This window comes from Dokdonia sp. Hel_I_63 (assembly GCF_007827285.1).
GTDB lineage: Bacteria > Bacteroidota > Bacteroidia > Flavobacteriales > Flavobacteriaceae > Dokdonia.
On record NZ_VISD01000001.1, the window covers coordinates 2,752,943 to 2,770,191 of the forward strand.

Consider the following 17,249-nt stretch of genomic DNA (forward strand, 5'->3'; position numbering starts at 1 on the left):
AACAAAAGTATAGCTCAATGTAAAAAATCTCGATATCTTTAGTGCATTAGGTCGTTATTATAGTGACAGTCTTATTTTAAAAAATCATGCGCCACCTCATCATCATTCTTTATCTATGTTTTAGCGCAACCTTGAGCGCAAATGAGTGGTTACCTGGAACCAAAGAACCCAACATAAAAATCCTTTTTATAGGCAATAGCCTGACCTACACTAATAATCTACCCAAACTTGTAAAAGCACATGCCAAAACCAAGGGTATAAAGATTAAGACACGCATGGTTGCATTACCTAATTATGCACTAGAAGATCACTGGAATGATGGCAACATACAGCAGCTCATCGCCACTGGCAAGTATGACTATGTGGTCGTTCAGCAAGGGCCGTCATCACAACAAGAAGGTCGCGATATGCTCATTGATTATGGTAAAAAGTATGCTGCCCTTTGTAATAAATACCATGCTAGGCTTGCATATTTTATGGTATGGCCATCATTACAATATCTCCATACCCAAGATGCTGTTATACAGAATTATCAAGACGCTGCAACTACAAATAACGCCATTATACTTCCTGTTGGTATCGCTTGGCAGAAACACTATACCTCCAGCAATAACTATGACTACTATGGCCCTGATGGTTTTCATCCTTCGCTTAAAGGAAGTAAAGCAGCTGCGACTACAATTGTCTCTAGATTATTTCAGCCTTAAATCACAGCATCACTTTAAAAGCACTTCTTGCAGCTCTTATTAGTTATGATTGGTTTTAAGTACGCTTTCGCGAAAGCGTAACAACATCCCCTAGTGCTTCTCTAATCACATACTTTTCATTCAAAAGCGCTACTTTCTCCTAAACGCCCATTTATGATGAATGGCAACTCTTAAAATCACTCACAAAGTTTTATTAATTGAACTTCCGTATAAAAAACTAAATTACATTTGCGGCGTGAAAACAACTCTTAGACATATAAGTGTATTTATTCTAGTAGCCCTTTGCAGTATTGAAATGAGTGCTATGGATACATCATTTGTTAATCTAAGTGATAATACTACTACTTCTTCGTCTACAGAAAAAGTAACTGCCGCAGTTTCGGCAACTATTGTTGGAGAGTTACCGCAGTCTGAAGTTGTGATAGAGGTGCCGAGTAGTATTAGTGTTCCTAGTCTCAAGAATTTCGTTTCTAGCTGTGGAACTTTATCACGTACTACAGATGTACTCACTAGCAGTACTTATGCTCAGTACATAAAGACCTCAATCAATGTTTTGACACATCATCGTAAGGCAGATCACATCTTTCCTTTTCATTACTTCTGGTAATATATTTTGTATTGCTTCCGGGACGTTATAATCGCTTCTGGAAAACATTTAAGGCGTTGCAATAAATGCAGTGCCCAGTATACCAATATCAAAAAATAATATCATGGATTTAGGAAGTATTACCGTAGGGACAATAATTGTAGCAATTTGCATCGTGCCATTTGTTATCATGGCCATTAATAAAAAGAAGAAAGAAAATAAAATGCTACAAGCACTTAATCATATCGCAACTGCTCAAAATCACACTATAAGTGATCACGAGTTTTGTGGAGATTTTGTGATAGGAAGAGATAAAGAATTAAATGCCATTTTCTTTTACAAGGAAATTAATGGACAAACGCTATCTTCCTCTGTAGATTTATCCACTATAAAGAACTGCCAGGCAGTAAAAGGGCATAGAAATATAAAGAGTTATGGTGAGCAACTTACTATTACAGAACGTGTAGCTCTAGCTTTTACTCCATCTAATGGCGCTAATCAAGAAGTAAGCTTTACATTATACGACGTAGATAATATGCAACTTAATGGCGAGATACAACTTGCAGATAGCTGGAGTGCCCTTATTAATAAAAAGCTACAGATAGCGAGTTAAAGAAAGAAGCCCTATAAAATTTATAGGGCTTATATATTTTACTCAAAGCTTATCACTTGCTTATATTTAAGGGGTTGCTACGTAGAAATAATAAGTAACACATAATTTAAATCAACCTAATGAACTGGATACTATTAATAATTGCAGGACTTTTTGAAGTGGGCTTCGCAACATGCTTAGGTAAAGCAAAACAAGCCGAGGGAGCTGAGAGTACCTACTGGTACATTGGTTTTTTACTCTGCTTGACGGTGAGTATGCTCTTGCTAGTAAAAGTGACTCGTGTATTACCTATAGGCACTGCATATGCTGTGTGGACGGGTATAGGAGCTGTAGGAACTGTACTACTGGGTATCTTTGTATTTAAAGAACCAGCTACTTTCTGGAGGCTATTCTTTATTTCAACCCTTATTGCTTCTATTGTAGGTTTAAAATTTGTGTCGAATTAATGTAATTACTTAGAATTTTTAAACAGAAAGGTCTAGCATATGCTAGACCTTTCTGTTTATTTTATATAAGTATGATACTTCAAAAGTGATTGTCATTATAGTCTTCGTCTTTTCTTCTCTGCTTTAAGCAATTCCAGTTCACGATTAGTTTGTCCTGCTACTGAGGTATTCTCCTCTGCGCGTCTCATTAAGTAAGGCATCACATCTTTTACAGGACCAAATGGAAGGTATTTTGCCACATTATAGCCTTCCTTAGCGAGGTTAAAGCTTATGTGGTCACTCATTCCATAGAGCTGTCCAAACCACACTCTATTGTCTTCCTTTGCTATTCCCATTTCACCCATCAATTTTACAGCAAGCAATGAGCTATCTTCATTATGAGTTCCTAGAAACAGTGAGATGTCATCTAGGTTTTCAATTATATAACGTGTAGTAGCATTAAAATTCTCATCTGTTGCTTGTTTGCTAGCGCATATAGGTGTTGGGTATCCTTTTTCTTTGGCTCGTTTGTTCTCTTTCTCCATGTAAGCACCACGAACAACCTTTACTCCTATAGTAAATCCGCGAGCGCGAGCTTCTAGGTGTAATTTCTTTAAGTAATCTAAGCGATCATGGCGGTAGCATTGTAATGTGTTATATACAATAGGTTTTTCCTTATTGTAGAGTGCCATCATTTCTGCCACTAGATCATCTGCGGCGCTTTGCATCCATGACTCTTCTCCATCTATCAATACTTCTACATCACGCTCATAAGCAATCTTACAAATTGCGTTTACACGTTCCTTGATACGCTCCCACTCTACTTGCTCTTTGGCATCTAGTTCTTCTCCTTCGGTCAGCTTTTGCCAGATAGCAAAACGACCAACGCCCGTTGGTTTAAAAACAACAATAGGCATCGCCTCTTTCTCGTCTGCAAACTTCACTAGCCCTATTACCTTATTCATACACTCATCAAAAGAGGCTGCTTCTTCTTTTCCTTCTACAGAGTAGTCAAGTACAGAGCATACATTTGCACTATACAGCTTATCTACAGAGGTCATGCAATCTTGCTCATTTACACCACCGCAAAAATGATCAAACACTGTAGAGCGTATAAGACCTTCTACTGGTAAGTTTGCACCAAGAGCAAAACGAGCTGCCGCTGTACCTATGCGCACGAGCGGTTCTTTAGAAATCATTTTAAATAAAAAGTAAGCGCGTTCTAGTTCGCTATCTGATTTAAGAGCAAATGCAGTTTCAGTATTTTCAAAAAGAGAGGTTTGCATATCAATATATTTGTTACACAAATATACACCCACTTTAAACTTTTTTTACTCAAAAGTGAGTAATTTGCAACCGTTAAAATTTCAAAAATAATGACTGCCATACAAGCCGCTTCTTACGACATCGTTTTTAATGAATCTGGATATGATGCCCTTAATGTATTACTACTACAGAGCAACTACAGTAAGATATTCGTTATCGTAGATGAGCATACACACGAGCACTGTCTTGCACCTTTTTTAGGCAATCTCGCCACAGAGATTCCTATTGAGGTTATTGAGATTCCTCATGGAGAAATTAATAAGACTATAGAAACGTGTACTGGAGTATGGGATGCACTAGCAAATCTTGATGCAGACAGAAAAGGACTTATTATCAATGTAGGTGGTGGGGTTGTCACAGACCTTGGCGGTTTTGTAGCAAGTACTTTTAAGCGTGGTATGGATTTTATAAATGTTCCTACCTCTTTACTCTCTATGGTAGATGCTAGTGTAGGTGGTAAGACCGGAGTAGACTTAGGTACTTTAAAAAACTTAATTGGGGTTATTAATAATCCGCAAATGGTATTGATAGATGGTGGGTTTCTTGCTACCTTACCTCCAGAAGAGTTACGTTCTGGACTTGCAGAGATGTATAAACACGGTCTCGTTGCAGATAGAGTGTATTGGGATAAGCTCAAAGATCTAAGTGCATTGACAACAGATGACTTGAGCCAACTCATCTACGAGAGCATTATTATTAAGAATGATATTGTCATAGAAGACCCACGTGAGCAAAATGTGCGCAAAGCGCTTAATTATGGGCACACTTTAGGTCACGCCATTGAGTCGTACTGTCTAGCATCTGAGGATAGAACAACCTTGTTGCATGGAGAAGCCATTGCAATTGGGATGATTTTGGAAAGCTTCATTTCGGTGGCGCTTTCAGGTTTATCACAGGATGAACTGGACGAAATTACTGCAACCTTTAACGATATGTATGATGCGGTAGCTTTCGCGAAAGCGGACATAACCTCCATCATCGAGTACTTAAAGTATGACAAGAAAAATGCCAATGGGCAAATAAACTTCGTACTTCTAGAAAGTATAGGAAAGCCAGTAATAGACAAGCAAGTCTCAAATGACCTTATCCACGCAGCATTTGATTATTACCAGGCTAGCACTATAGATTAAAGATAGCGCTCCTTAATAATTCTAATGTGGTGACGCTCGTGACCAGCTGTGATAAATGCAGCTGCGCGAGGACTCATCGGGCTTCCGCTTGCGGTACCTATGTTTGCAATAGTCTGCGCTGTCATAGACGCATATAATAATAAACTACACTGTCTTACAGAGACATACTCGGCAATAAGAGAGTCTACAGTGCGACTGTTTGCACCACTAGATAGTACAAAATCATCTTGCTCGAAACCTTGTAAAGGCGTGCTATCCATTCTCGAGAAACGTAACGCACGATAACTAAAAATGCGTTCTGTATCTATAATGTGCAACAGCACCTCTTTAGGGGTCCACTTCCCTTCTTCATAACGCAATAACAACTCACTCTGAGAAAGCGACGCAAAGAAGTCTCGGGTCTCTTCCATACCTTTCTCTAGCGCTTGAGCGATACCTAGTGAGCCGGGCACTTGATCTATATACTGTTTGTAATACTCATTGTACTCTCCTGCTTTAACTGCGCTAGTGGTTATCATCATGTTTGTTTTAAAATCTAAAAGTAACAAAAAACCCTTTCTCAACAGAGAAAGGGTTATAGTAAAATGAAGTCTTATTGTAATTACACTAGGTCTTGAAAGATAGAGTGCATTAATCGTTTTTTATCATTGATGCTCTCTTCTAGAGAGATCATCGTTTCTGTACGGTACACTCCGTCAATATCATCTAGCAAGAAGATTACGTTTTTTGCATGATTCGTATCTCTTGCACGTATCTTACAGAAGATATTAAACTTCCCTGTAGTTACGTGAGCCACAGTTACAAATGGAATTTGTGCGATGCGCTCAAGTACAAATGTCGTTTGTGATGTCTTATTAATGTACACTCCTACGTAAGCAATAAAAGAGTAACCTAATTTTCCGTAATCAAGTGTAAGTGAGGAACCTGTAATAATTCCAGCCTCTTCCATTTTCTTAACACGTACATGAACTGTACCTGCCGAAATAAGAAGTTTTTTTGCTATATCTGTAAAAGGAGTCCTTGTATTTTCGATAAGCATATCGAGAATTTGGTGATCTACCTCGTCTAATTTAAATTTTGCCATGCAACTATATATTTTGAGTATAATGCAAAAATAATAGAATAATACTGATTATTCTGTAATATTTTAATCTATTTAACGATAACGTTATCGCAGCCATTTTACCCATTAAAACGGGCTCTAAATCGATAATTATTATGGAAGCTTAAATGCAGGTGCACTATCTAGCAAAGCATGGGCAAATTTACCATTACTTAACGAAGCCTCTAGTGCTGTTGGTTCAAAAACTATCTCCCCACCCTCTACACGCTCTACATAATATATCCCACGCTTGCCGTCTACATCCTTTACATGCGCATCACAGTAACAAGCACTATGCTCAGGTATACCTTTATAGTCACTTACATCATACTCCAGCTCCTTACTGCATGCTTCAATCGCATATAGCATTGCTGCAAATACATAAGCTCTAGTTTTCTCTCTAGCATAATCACCTGGATAGTGACCAGCTTCAAATAACACAGTAGGTACTCCAGCTTCCTGAAAAGCATCACCCACACAATTATTATTAAACGCATCATTATACAACCCTATATTTCCATCAAGATCTTCTTCGAGATTTTTAAAGATATGAGCAATGATACTTGCAGACCGCTTTCGCGAAAATGTGAAACTCCTCTCCACATCTGCCGAAGGTGCAAGGAAGGAAAGTATCGATGGCTTACCTGTTTCTTCAAAACCATAGATGGTTCTTTGACCATGTAAATTGAAACAATAATCAGGTTTAAAAGCATCAAAAACACCACGCAAAATTTTTGATTCTGGCTGGCTCAAATCTTGTGCATCGCGATTGAGATCTACCTCATTTGCATTTACCCTTGTCCAGTTTTTTGAGCCATCTGGATTGAGCATCGGGATCATAAAAAAGGTACAATTTTCAATCACTTTTTTATAGAAATCTGAGTCTTTTTGTTCCTCTAAAAAACAACAAAAATCGAGCATAGATTTTGTGGTTGTAGATTCATTTCCGTGCATCTGTGACCACATAAAAATCTTCGCTTTTCCTGTACCAAAAACTACCGAATGAATAGGTCGTTTCTCTACCGAAGCCCCTAGGGTATCAACGCTAAAATCTGACGATAATTGAGAGACAAAATTAGTGATAAATTCCGGTGATATATATCTACCAGAAATAGATTCTTCACGGCATTGGGAAAACAGTTGTAATAACTCAGGTAACTCCATATGTATTCTTTGGACTACAAAGATACTTTTTTTACAACTCTTCATTAAAACGCACTGTTTACATTTGTAAACAGTGCGTTTTATATACAGAAGTAACGTTTTACTGGAAGATTACTCCCAATTAAACAAAAAATACTATATAAAAACTCTATTTATTTAAAATCAGTATTTTAAAGAGCCATTACTAAAGTATTAATTTAATACAATTACATACCTAGACTAACTATTTACACATAAGAACATCCATAGTTTACATTTGTAACGTATCTTTGCTGTATACAAATGGAAACACTTATAAACAACACAAAATTTGCCCAACGCCTCCAAGAAATCATGGATGCAAACGAATTGAGCGCAACTGCTTTTTCAGAAAAACTACACGTAGGAAGAGCTACCATATCTCATCTTATGGCTGGAAGAAATAAGCCCAGTTTAGACTTTGTAATGACCGTTGTTGCTACCTTTCCAGAAGTGGAATTACAATGGCTTCTGTATGGAACAAAATCAAGTCCGCAAACCACCGCTCCTACTCCATCAAACCACACTACTTTTTCGGCTGATGTACCTTCAAAAAATGCTCAAGAATTTGCGTCAAAAACAAGCGCTATTCCACCATCAAACACGGAGCAAAAAACACTCAAAAACATTACTGCTTTTTCCTCTTCAAAATCACCCATCAAGAGAGTGATTATATTCTTAGAAGATGGAACTTTTGAGAGTTATGAGATGTAAAATTTACCTACGCCTCTTCTTCAAAAATCACCTTAATACGAGTACATTTTTGATAAGAAATTTTCAGTCATTTTACTTCTTTAAAATATCTTAAGACTTACTCTCTATTACTCACATTCCTGTCTTATTTTTGTTACCTATGAAGAATCAATGGAAAGCTTTTTTTGTGATAATTAGTGTTTTCGCTTTAAGCTGCGAAAGTCCAGAACGTGACTGTACAGATTTTAAAACAGGTACATTCACGTTTGAAACATTACTAGATGGGGAACTCGTTGCAACCACTTTTAAACGTAATGATACACTAGAAATTGATTACTTTAAAGGTAAAGCAGACTCCTCTTCTGTGCGATGGATTAACGACTGTGAGTACATCGTCAAGAAGCTCAACCCAAAAAGCATGAGTGAGGAAAAGGCGCTACACATGAAAATAATAGCTACTGACGGAGATTTTTATACCTTTGAGTACTCCCTTGTAGGAGAAACCAACAAACAACGTGGCATCGCCAAAAAAACAACTGACTAATGTTTGACATTCTTACCACTGCAGATGCTTGGGTAGCACTGCTTACACTTACCTTTCTTGAAATCATATTAGGTATTGACAACATCATTTTTATCTCCATAGCCGCCGAAAAGCTCCCACAAAAGGATCGCAAGAAGGCAACAAATATAGGTCTAGCCCTTGCAATGGGTATGCGCATTGCACTGCTCTTTGGTATCTCATGGTTGGTTGCGCTAAGCGCACCATTCTGGCACATTAATCAAAGCTGGATTACGGGAGGAATAAGTTGGCAAGCTGTAATACTACTTGCAGGAGGAATTTTTCTTATCTGGAAATCTGTACACGAGATTCATGAAAAAGTAGATGAGACAGGACTTGAGGAGGAAGAAATTTCAAAAAAGAGCTCTACTACACTAGGTAATGCCATTGTGCAGATTGCAGTAATCAACCTTGTATTCTCCTTTGACTCTATACTGACTGCCGTAGGGATGACTAATGGCCTTTCTGACAATCCAACAGATGCGTTAATCATTATGGTGATTGCAGTAGTAATTTCTGTTGGGATCATGATGCTTTTTGCAAACCCTGTAGGAAACTTTATCGCAAAGCATCCTTCATTACAGATATTAGGCCTCTCATTCTTAATTTTAATAGGTTTTATGCTCATTGCAGAAGGCGCACACCTATCACATCTAGAAATCTTTGGATCAAGCGTAGGAGCTATCCCTAAGGGTTATTTATACTTTACGATTGCGTTCTCGCTTCTAGTAGAGTTTATAAACTTTAAATACCGCGCTATGAAGACTAAAGACTCTGGTGCTCAAATCCAAATGAAGAAAAACGTAGAGCACCTTACAAAAAAGTAATACACTACACGCTCACATAAAAAATCCCCTTGAAACTACGTTTCAAGGGGATTTTTCTTTTCGTTCTGACTATGACAAGCAGTAAGACGTTAGATTAAAAGTTCTCGTCTTCCATAAGCTTTTCTACCTTTTTACGCTCCCACGCCTTGTTAAACAAAGGACTCCACCCAAATACTTCTGATGCATGACCAGCAACTCCCCAGCCCCATCCAAGTATAGGAAATAATGCCCAAGGAAAACTTGTAGACTGCACGTTAAAGTATATAAACACAGGTACCATAATCGCATAAATCGTAAAGTGAATGTAAAAACCTTTAAGGTCTTCTACCTTCTTCTTTGCACGCTGGTAACGTTTATCTGCAAGGAGTTCGCTCTGCCTAGGCTCAAATGTCACTTGCTCTGCTTGTGTTAATAGCGGTATCCCAACTTGAAAAGTCTCACTATCATCTACTATATGCACTTCACTATTAGATAGCAAACTGTATCGCTGCCTGATATTTTGCAAGCCTACACCACTACTCTTCTTTACAACCTGCTTGGCCTGGATGTTATTTTCAATAAAGAGCTTATTACCATCTTCGTATATCTTAATATATAGCTTCTTGTTAGGCGTTACCTGGTTATGTTTTACAGCGTTTTCAAGTAATAATTGCAAGGAAAGTGGCACTACTTTATATTCTTGATGCGAGGCATTTTCTGGGATTTCTACCACAATACTATCTTCAAAACGCATTTTGATGAGATTCATATACGTACGTGCAAAAGTGAGCTCCTCTTCAAGCGGCACTAACTCTTTATTCTTTTGCTCCAGTACATACCTGTACACTTTTGAAAGCGAAGTGGTAAACTTGGTTGCCTGTTTTGGGTTTTCCTCAATAAGACTTGCCAGCACATTTAAACTGTTGAATAAAAAATGTGGATCCAGCTGATTCTTAAGCGCATCAAACTTTGCCGAAGCAGCTCCAGCAATGATTTTAGACTGCTTTACCTTACTCTCCTGCTTATTCTTCCAGCGACTCACCGCATAGAATGAAGAAGTTGCTACGGCTGTTATTAAAAAAGGGAAAATATAATCTTCAAGGCCTTCACTAGCCATATACTCATCAAATGATATTTTATAATATCCTGTAACAAGTATTAATCGAAGCAAAAAAACCGTAATTAAAGTCACAACAATATGCGCAATTAGCGCATAAGTAAGCACCTTTAAATTCAACAGACTGCCTGTAAAACGTTTTCTAAAGTTCACAATAACCATAGTGTTCACTGCATATAGCGCTACAGAGAAGATTTGGTTTTGTATAAAAAAGGTTGTTGCACCATCTCCATACCAAGGATTACCCAGCACATACAATATAATACTGTGAACGATAAATATTGTTAAGCCTACAATATTTGCCTTTGCAAACTCTTTTAGATAATATTTCATTTTTTCTTAATTACAAGCCTCGGCACTTTCTAAAGCTCTTTTTACATTTCCTTTAGGATGGAACTTAGACTCAGGTTTAAAGGTAGCAAAAAGCGTGATGGCACGCTGCAACTCTGCGCAATATGGCGCTATTGAGCTCCCAAAATATCTTGCGCTTCCCATATCCCACTGCGCCTTTTCTGCTATAAAAATAGGATTGTCTGGCTCCTTATTTACCATTTTTTGATTGAGCTCTCCTATAGTACCTGCATATTTCATCCCGTATTTCATGCCATCGTGAGCGACCCAAACTGTATAAAGTTGCGCTTGCAAGTGGTCTGCATACGGATTATCTGGAGCTATCGTACGCATCGTATTTATAAACTCTTGCGCCTTATCTAGCGTCGCCTTCATGGTAGCTTCCTCTCTGTTTTCAAAGTCTCTCCAATTACGTATTATAGCAATTTGAGCAACATAATACGTAGGGAGCCAGTTGTCTTTTTCGACAGTAGCAATACGCTCAAAGAGGTTTGAAGCCTCATCAAGCTTGTTTTCTTCCCAAAGCTCCATCGCTTTTGTCATTCCTTGCTCATATTTGGTTTGAGCCATAAGAAATGTACTGCTGCATAATGCGATAATAAGAAGTAAATGTTTCATAATATATTGTTTTGTGATTGATGATGTAAAGATGGTTTTAAGTACGCTTTCGCGAAAGCGTAACCTACCCAACCGTCATTTATAAAGTCTCAGTTGTAGTTTTCTTGCGAAGTTTTGTTTTACGCAACCAATAACCAATGAATAAAACACCAAATATGGTAGGCAATAACCAGCTTAATAGCGCCGGAAGTACTTGATTTGTGACAAAGAAAGCGGTAAAAGCTGCGATATATCCACCTGTTATTTTACCTATATGAAGTCTAAGATATTTTTTACGCAATGACGCTATATCTCGCATTGCACGTATATCTCCTACGGCATTAAGAACACCAATTCCTCCAAAGATTATAAGAATCCACCCCATAGAAGAACCCGAAAGCAATGACAACGCACCATAAAATATCATTGCCAGACCTATGGTGAGCATAGACCAAGAAATGATTTTATCATAACGCAACTCACTTGCCAATTTTACTTTTTTAAAACGGAGCGCTCTATACCCAGATAGCACTAGATACACACTAAACAGTCCTACCACAAACAGAAACGGATTGTTATGATATGGAAGCAGTGATGCCAAAATACCTGAAATACCAGCGGTAAGCATCCCATAATAAAAAACCATTCCTGACTTTTTATGCCAAGTATTTCCTTTACGAGCAATTACAGATATAGTTCCCGCTATGAGGGAGATAAAACCACCTATAGCGTGTAGTGTTATAAATATCTTGAAGAAAGTATCGTAGTTCATCGGTAAGATTTTTAAATATTGAGACTCTATTTCTCATGATTGACAGTACAAATATGAGCCAGAATTCAGTAATCATAAAAAGGTTGCTACTCAATTGCCATAACAGCCTACCGAATTGTAGTTTTACAGCACCTAGTATAGATACCTATGATAATTAAAGAGCTTTTTCCAAGATTTCATCCAGACCTCATTAAGGAAATAACCACACACGGCATCATAAAGAAACTCCCTGCGCAAACAGAATTACTGCGAGAAGGACAGTATGCAAAGGTAATTCCCATCGTAATACACGGACTCGTAAAGGTATACTCACGCTATGAAGATAGAGAACTTCTACTTTATTACATAGAACCGGCAGAGAGTTGCATCATCTCTTTTTCTTCTGGAATCTCACAATTACCCAGTCGCGGATATGCAATTACAGAAACAGATGCTAAACTTCTTCTTTTACCTGTAGACAAAGTACAGCAATGGCTTAAGACCTACCCTGCGCTCAACACCTTATTCTTTAAAAACTATGATGCGCGTTATCTTGACATGATGAACGCTGTAAATCATCTCCTATTTGATAAAATGGACACGCGCATACTCGATTATCTAAAAGAAAAATCGCGTGTTACAGCAACTCAAACCCTACATATAACTCATAAGGAAATAGCAACAGATCTAGGCACCGCAAGAGAAGTCGTAAGCAGGATCTTAAAAAAACTGGAGATTGAAAATCACATAACCCAAGAAGGACGCACCATAAAAATCATGTAAGTGTGACTACAGTCACCGTTTACAAGAAATCCTCCCATTACATTTGTGTAGTATTACTTCTAAAAAAAAACACTATGAAAAAGAATATGGGAAATTTAGATCGCGGTATACGCATAGCGGCTGCAGTGATTATTGGTATATTATATGCAGCTAACGTTATAAACGGCACGGTGGCAATTATACTGGGTGTGGTTGCACTTATTTTTATTGCGACTAGCTTTATTTCTTTTTGCCCGCTTTATGCTCCCTTTAGACTAAGCACGTACAAAGTAAAAAAATAACATACCCTTACATCTTAAGCCCTTACAAGTTATCTTGTGAGGGTTTCTTTTTTACGCTTGCGCGAAATCGTTACCGTAACTCCCGTAAATGCGCTATAGCTATCCCTTAAGAATACACTATCTTTGCGGCTTCTTAAAAACAGCCTTATGAAGCGTCTTTTCAACAATTTCACCTCTAATCCTAAGAATGATATCGTTTCTGGTATTACGGTTTCTTTAGCCATGATACCTGAAGTAGTTGCATTTGCATTTGTGGCTCAAATAAGTCCAATTGTGGCATTATTTGGGGCATTTGTAATTGGGATTATCTCAGCACTTTTTGGCGGTAGACCAGGATTAATCTCGGGAGCAGCAGGAGCAGTTGCCGTGATTTTTGTACAGATGATTCAAGAAGGGCATGCAAAGGGATTACTCTTTGACCAGCCTGTTGAAAATATGGGATACTTCTATTTACTCGCCGCGGTGGTATTAATGGGAGTTATTCAGGTTTTTGCTGGTTTGTTTAAGTTGGGGAAATTTGTGCGTTTAATTCCGCATCCTGTGATGATGGGATTTGTAAACGGTCTTGCTATTGTGATATTCCTTGCTCAACTAGGAATGTTTAAAGAAAACAAAAAAGACTACGCTGGTGATAATATGCGTAAAACAGCTTCAAAGGAGCTCGTTTATACCGTATCTGATAATGAAGTAAAGGACAAAGTTTCTAATACCGTACTATTTACAATAGAAGGAAACTCTGTAATAAATAAGGCAACTAATAAGGAGGTGTTTGTATTATCTGACGGACAAGTATATGATACAAATACGCAAAAGGTAGTTTTTAATGCTTCACAAGATGGTTTCTACTCTGTAAAAGACAAAGGAGTCGTAAAAACCTGGATGCAAGGAAAGTCACTATATACCATGATAGGGCTAGTGTTACTCACCATGCTCATCGTATGGGGACTACCTAAAATCACCCCAAAGATTCCAGCTGCATTAACGGCTATTCTTATTGTATCGCTCATATCAATTTTTGGCGGATTAGACTCTGTAAACGTTGGCGAATTTATTAGAGATGGTGGTGGCGCAGGGCTCAATGGTATGGCAGAAATATCGAGCAAACTCAATGTTTTTGATTTATGGAGCAGCCTACCTTTTAATTTAGATACGCTTAAGTTTATAGCGCCTTATGCTTTTCTTGCAGCCTCAGTTGGTTTGATTGAAACGCTTATGACCATGAACTTGGTAGACGAGATGACAGACTCAAGAGGTAATGGAAACAGAGAGTGTGTAGCACAAGGAGCTGGAAATATCGTGAGTGGTGTTTTTGGAGGAACTGGTGGTTGTGGTATGATAGGCCAAACGGTAATAAACATTAACGCTGGAGGACGAGGACGACTATCTGGAGTGATGATGGCAATTACACTACTTACCTTTATATTATTTGCAGATCGCTTTATAGAACAAGTACCTATTGCTGCACTAGTGGGTGTAATGTTTATGATGGTTATTGAGACTTTTGCTTGGTCTAGCTTTAGAATTATTAAAAAAATACCAGCATCAGATGCATTTGTTCTCGTTATCGTATCGGCAGTGACTGTATTTTTTGATCTTGCTATTGCTGTATTTGTAGGAGTAATTATAGCAGCTTTATCATTTGCTTGGAGTAGCGCTAAAAAAATTAGAGCTAGAAAGAGATTTAAAGCAGATGGCACAAAGGTTTATGAGATCTGGGGCCCATTATTCTTTGGAAGTATTCAGAGTTTTAACTCTAAGTTTGACATAAACGGTGATCCAGACCATATAGAAATTGACTTCATAGAGGCAAAAGTCGCAGACCACTCTGCCCTAGAAGCTATTTTTGTACTCCTTGAGAAGTATGAAGCCGTAGGTAAAACAATCACACTTAAGCACCTCAGTACAGAGTGTAAAGACTTAATGCGCAAAGCCTCTCCTAAATTTGACAAAGTAATTGAAGAAAGTGTAGATGACCCTCGTTATCACGTACTTTCTGGAGTGCTAGAGACGGAGGCTTAAAAGATGTGATTGAGGAGAGCTTTTCCTTGCGCAAAAGGGTGAGCTTTTTTTAAAAAGCTTTTCCCATCCCTAAAGGGTAAACTTTTTTATACGTAAAGATTTTTAAGTGCGCAGAAAATTGAGCTTTTGCAGATTAACACTTGCATTAACTGCTAGCCCCGATTGCAATGAAAATCCCGCAGTGTAGCAATAGCGGAACGAGGAATTGTAATGTAAAGCGGGAAACTACTTTTGTAAGAAAACAAAACGTGAGCGCTCCTAATACACTCAAAAAACTTAAATGAAAATCCCGCAGTGTAGCGATAGCGAAACGAGGAATTGTAATGAAAGCGGGAAACTACGCTCGCAAAGTAGCGCTACTTATGCGCTCCAAAACCTTACTAGAAATCATAAAAAAACCTCTCAATGTTATTGAGAGGTTCTTTGTTATACTAAAAAGAGGATGCTTATTGATTCATTGAGATCAAGAATTCCTCATTGTTTTTTGTGCTCTTAATACGGTCACTCATAAACTCCATTGCTTCTACTGGGTTCATATCTGCAAGGTATTTACGTAATACCCATAGACGTTGCGTAGTGTCTTTACTGTGCAGCAAGTCATCACGACGTGTAGATGAAGAGGTAAGATCGATTGCTGGGAAAATACGGCGGTTTGCAATATTGCGATCCAGTTGTAGCTCCATGTTACCAGTACCTTTAAATTCCTCAAAGATTACTTCGTCCATTTTTGAACCGGTATCTGTGAGTGCAGTAGCAAGAATGGTAAGTGATCCACCTCCTTCTATGTTACGTGCTGCTCCAAAGAAACGCTTAGGCTTGTGTAATGCATTTGCATCTACACCTCCGGAAAGAATCTTTCCAGATGCTGGCTGTACGGTGTTATATGCACGTGCGAGACGTGTGATAGAGTCAAGAAGTATTACTACATCGTGACCACACTCTACAAGACGTTTTGCTTTTTCAAGAACAATGTTTGCCACTTTTACGTGCTCATGGGCTTCTTTATCAAATGTAGAAGCTACTACTTCTCCATTTACGTTACGCTGCATGTCTGTAACTTCTTCTGGACGTTCATCTATAAGAAGTACAATTTGGTATACTTCAGGATGGTTTGCCGCAATAGCATTTGCCACATCCTTAAGTAACATGGTTTTACCCGTTTTAGGTTGTGATACAATCATACCACGTTGTCCTTTTCCTATGGGTGCAAACATATCCATCACACGAGTTGATATACTCGCTTGACGATTTGCTAGGTTAAATTTTTCTGTAGGAAATAATGGTGTCAAGTGCTCAAAAGAAACACGATCCCTAACGATGTTAGGGTTAAGACCATTAATCTTACTTACTTTAATAAGTGGGAAATACTTCTCTCCTTCTTTTGGAGGGCGTATTACTCCTAATACAGTATCACCAGTTTTAAGGCCAAAAAGTCTTATCTGTGATTGTGATACATAAATATCATCTGGAGATGCAAGGTAATTGTAGTCAGAACTGCGCAAAAAGCCATAGCCATCTTGCATAATATCTAATACTCCTTCACTCTCTATAATGCCTTCAAATTCATAATCTGGCTCGCGGTAGCGATTTCGATTGTCTTTATTTCCATGTGAATTTCCGTCTTTTTGATTACGGTTATTACGTGGCGTGTTATTACGAGAATTTGAATTACGATTATTATCGCGTGGCGCACGCTTATCATTGCCTTGACGGTTGTCATTGCTTGATCGTTTATCGTTGTTACGAGTATCTTTTTGATTATCTCGTTTTTGTGGTGCCTTTGTATCGTCCCCACCTTTTCCTTTTGCAGGTTCACGTTTTACCGCTTCTCTTTTTGCTTGAGGTTCTCTTTTTGCAGGAGCTTCCTTTTTTACAGGAGGTTTTCCTTTTGCCGGAGCATCTTTAGCCTCCTCAGTGTTTGTTGCAGGAGCATCCTTATTATCTTTTGCAGTTTTTGCTGGTCGAGGAGTACGAGGTTTACGCTCTTCTCTAGGCTTACGTTCTGACTTAGGGGCTGTCGCTTTAGGTGTTGCTTCTTTTACTTTAGGCACTACTGCCTCTATTTTTTTTGGATCGGCCGCTTGTAAATCAAGTATTCTGTAAACAAGGTCTAGCTTTTTTAATGTTCTGTATTTAGGAACATTAATCCCTTTTGCAATCTCTTGAAGCTCGGGAAGCTTCTTTGCTTTTAATTCTGAAATATCAAACATCTAGTAAT

Annotated in this window: 19 protein-coding genes; 11 read left to right on the forward strand and 8 right to left on the reverse strand. The window is 38.2% G+C overall.

Going from position 1 to position 17,249, the window contains the following annotated elements:
* Window positions 1-86 precede the first annotated feature (86 nt).
* From JM84_RS11990 to JM84_RS12005, 4 genes are all read left to right on the forward strand, one after another.
* Window positions 87-707, forward strand: a complete 621-nt coding sequence (locus tag JM84_RS11990) for a hypothetical protein (protein ID WP_013751730.1) — start codon at window positions 87-89, stop codon at window positions 705-707.
* 304 nt (window positions 708-1,011) lie between these two features.
* Window positions 1,012-1,314, forward strand: a complete 303-nt coding sequence (locus JM84_RS11995) for a hypothetical protein (protein ID WP_144784531.1) — start codon at window positions 1,012-1,014, stop codon at window positions 1,312-1,314.
* A gap of 103 nt (window positions 1,315-1,417) precedes the next feature.
* The gene (locus JM84_RS12000; RefSeq protein WP_144784533.1) at window positions 1,418-1,906 is read left to right on the forward strand and encodes a hypothetical protein; all 489 of its coding nucleotides are present in this window, start codon (window positions 1,418-1,420) and stop codon (window positions 1,904-1,906) included.
* Window positions 1,907-2,025: 119 nt separating this feature from the next.
* Window positions 2,026-2,352 (forward strand): DMT family transporter, encoded by a 327-nt coding sequence (locus tag JM84_RS12005; protein WP_144784535.1) that lies wholly within the window; start codon window positions 2,026-2,028, stop codon window positions 2,350-2,352.
* A gap of 95 nt (window positions 2,353-2,447) precedes the next feature.
* Here the strand turns inward: JM84_RS12005 and JM84_RS12010 are convergent, their stop codons facing one another.
* Window positions 2,448-3,617: a proline dehydrogenase family protein gene (locus JM84_RS12010; RefSeq protein ID WP_144784537.1), complete on the reverse strand. Its 1,170-nt coding sequence runs from the start codon at window positions 3,615-3,617 to the stop codon at window positions 2,448-2,450.
* Between the two features lie 90 nt (window positions 3,618-3,707).
* Here JM84_RS12010 and aroB point away from each other — a divergent pair, with 90 nt between their 5' ends.
* A complete protein-coding gene (aroB, locus tag JM84_RS12015) occupies window positions 3,708-4,787 on the forward strand; it encodes a 3-dehydroquinate synthase (RefSeq protein ID WP_144784539.1) in 1,080 nt (359 codons plus the stop codon).
* Here the strand turns inward: aroB and JM84_RS12020 are convergent.
* The 3 genes from JM84_RS12020 to JM84_RS12030 form a co-directional block, all read right to left on the reverse strand.
* On the reverse strand, window positions 4,784-5,308 hold the full coding sequence (locus JM84_RS12020; protein ID WP_261375744.1) for a DinB family protein: 525 nt from the start codon (window positions 5,306-5,308) through the stop codon (window positions 4,784-4,786). The genes aroB and JM84_RS12020 overlap by 4 nt on opposite strands.
* An 80-nt stretch (window positions 5,309-5,388) precedes the next feature.
* Window positions 5,389-5,871, reverse strand: a complete 483-nt coding sequence (locus JM84_RS12025; protein ID WP_013751723.1) for an Lrp/AsnC family transcriptional regulator — start codon at window positions 5,869-5,871, stop codon at window positions 5,389-5,391.
* A 132-nt stretch (window positions 5,872-6,003) separates the two neighbouring features.
* Window positions 6,004-7,053: a M14 family zinc carboxypeptidase gene (locus JM84_RS12030; RefSeq protein WP_186439128.1), complete on the reverse strand. Its 1,050-nt coding sequence runs from the start codon at window positions 7,051-7,053 to the stop codon at window positions 6,004-6,006.
* 282 nt (window positions 7,054-7,335) lie between these two features.
* Between JM84_RS12030 and JM84_RS12035 the strand changes: the two genes are divergently transcribed.
* From JM84_RS12035 to JM84_RS12045, 3 genes are all read left to right on the forward strand, one after another.
* Window positions 7,336-7,785, forward strand: a complete 450-nt coding sequence (locus JM84_RS12035; protein ID WP_144784544.1) for a helix-turn-helix domain-containing protein — start codon at window positions 7,336-7,338, stop codon at window positions 7,783-7,785.
* Between the two features lie 139 nt (window positions 7,786-7,924).
* Window positions 7,925-8,308 (forward strand): DNA topoisomerase IV, encoded by a 384-nt coding sequence (locus JM84_RS12040; protein ID WP_144784546.1) that lies wholly within the window; start codon window positions 7,925-7,927, stop codon window positions 8,306-8,308.
* Window positions 8,308-9,153 carry a TerC family protein gene (locus JM84_RS12045; RefSeq protein ID WP_144784548.1) on the forward strand — a complete coding sequence of 282 codons (846 nt, stop codon included), beginning with the start codon at window positions 8,308-8,310 and terminating at the stop codon, window positions 9,151-9,153. Before JM84_RS12040 ends, JM84_RS12045 begins: the two co-directional genes overlap by 1 nt.
* 94 nt (window positions 9,154-9,247) lie before the next feature.
* Here JM84_RS12045 and JM84_RS12050 read toward each other — a convergent pair whose 3' ends face one another.
* The 3 genes from JM84_RS12050 to JM84_RS12060 all read right to left on the reverse strand — a co-directional run bounded on the left by JM84_RS12050 (window position 9,248) and on the right by JM84_RS12060 (window position 11,969).
* Window positions 9,248-10,582, reverse strand: coding sequence for a histidine kinase (locus tag JM84_RS12050; protein ID WP_144784550.1), 1,335 nt, complete (start codon window positions 10,580-10,582; stop codon window positions 9,248-9,250).
* Between the two features lie 6 nt (window positions 10,583-10,588).
* Entirely contained in the window at window positions 10,589-11,218 is a 630-nt protein-coding gene (locus tag JM84_RS12055) for a hypothetical protein (RefSeq protein WP_013751717.1), read from the reverse strand.
* A gap of 79 nt (window positions 11,219-11,297) precedes the next feature.
* Window positions 11,298-11,969 (reverse strand): hypothetical protein, encoded by a 672-nt coding sequence (locus JM84_RS12060; RefSeq protein WP_013751716.1) that lies wholly within the window; start codon window positions 11,967-11,969, stop codon window positions 11,298-11,300.
* Window positions 11,970-12,116: 147 nt separating this feature from the next.
* Between JM84_RS12060 and JM84_RS12065 the strand changes: the two genes are divergently transcribed.
* The 3 genes from JM84_RS12065 (at window position 12,117) to JM84_RS12075 (ending at window position 15,031) form a co-directional block, all read left to right on the forward strand.
* Window positions 12,117-12,731, forward strand: a complete 615-nt coding sequence (locus JM84_RS12065; protein WP_013751715.1) for a Crp/Fnr family transcriptional regulator — start codon at window positions 12,117-12,119, stop codon at window positions 12,729-12,731.
* 74 nt (window positions 12,732-12,805) lie between these two features.
* Window positions 12,806-13,012 (forward strand): DUF2892 domain-containing protein, encoded by a 207-nt coding sequence (locus tag JM84_RS12070; protein ID WP_013751714.1) that lies wholly within the window; start codon window positions 12,806-12,808, stop codon window positions 13,010-13,012.
* A gap of 147 nt (window positions 13,013-13,159) precedes the next feature.
* Window positions 13,160-15,031, forward strand: a complete 1,872-nt coding sequence (locus JM84_RS12075; protein WP_144784553.1) for a SulP family inorganic anion transporter — start codon at window positions 13,160-13,162, stop codon at window positions 15,029-15,031.
* Between the two features lie 446 nt (window positions 15,032-15,477).
* On the opposite strand, the gene rho is transcribed toward JM84_RS12075, so the two are convergent.
* On the reverse strand, window positions 15,478-17,241 hold the full coding sequence (gene rho / locus JM84_RS12080; protein ID WP_144784555.1) for a transcription termination factor Rho: 1,764 nt from the start codon (window positions 17,239-17,241) through the stop codon (window positions 15,478-15,480).
* Between the last annotated feature and the right edge of the window lie 8 nt (window positions 17,242-17,249).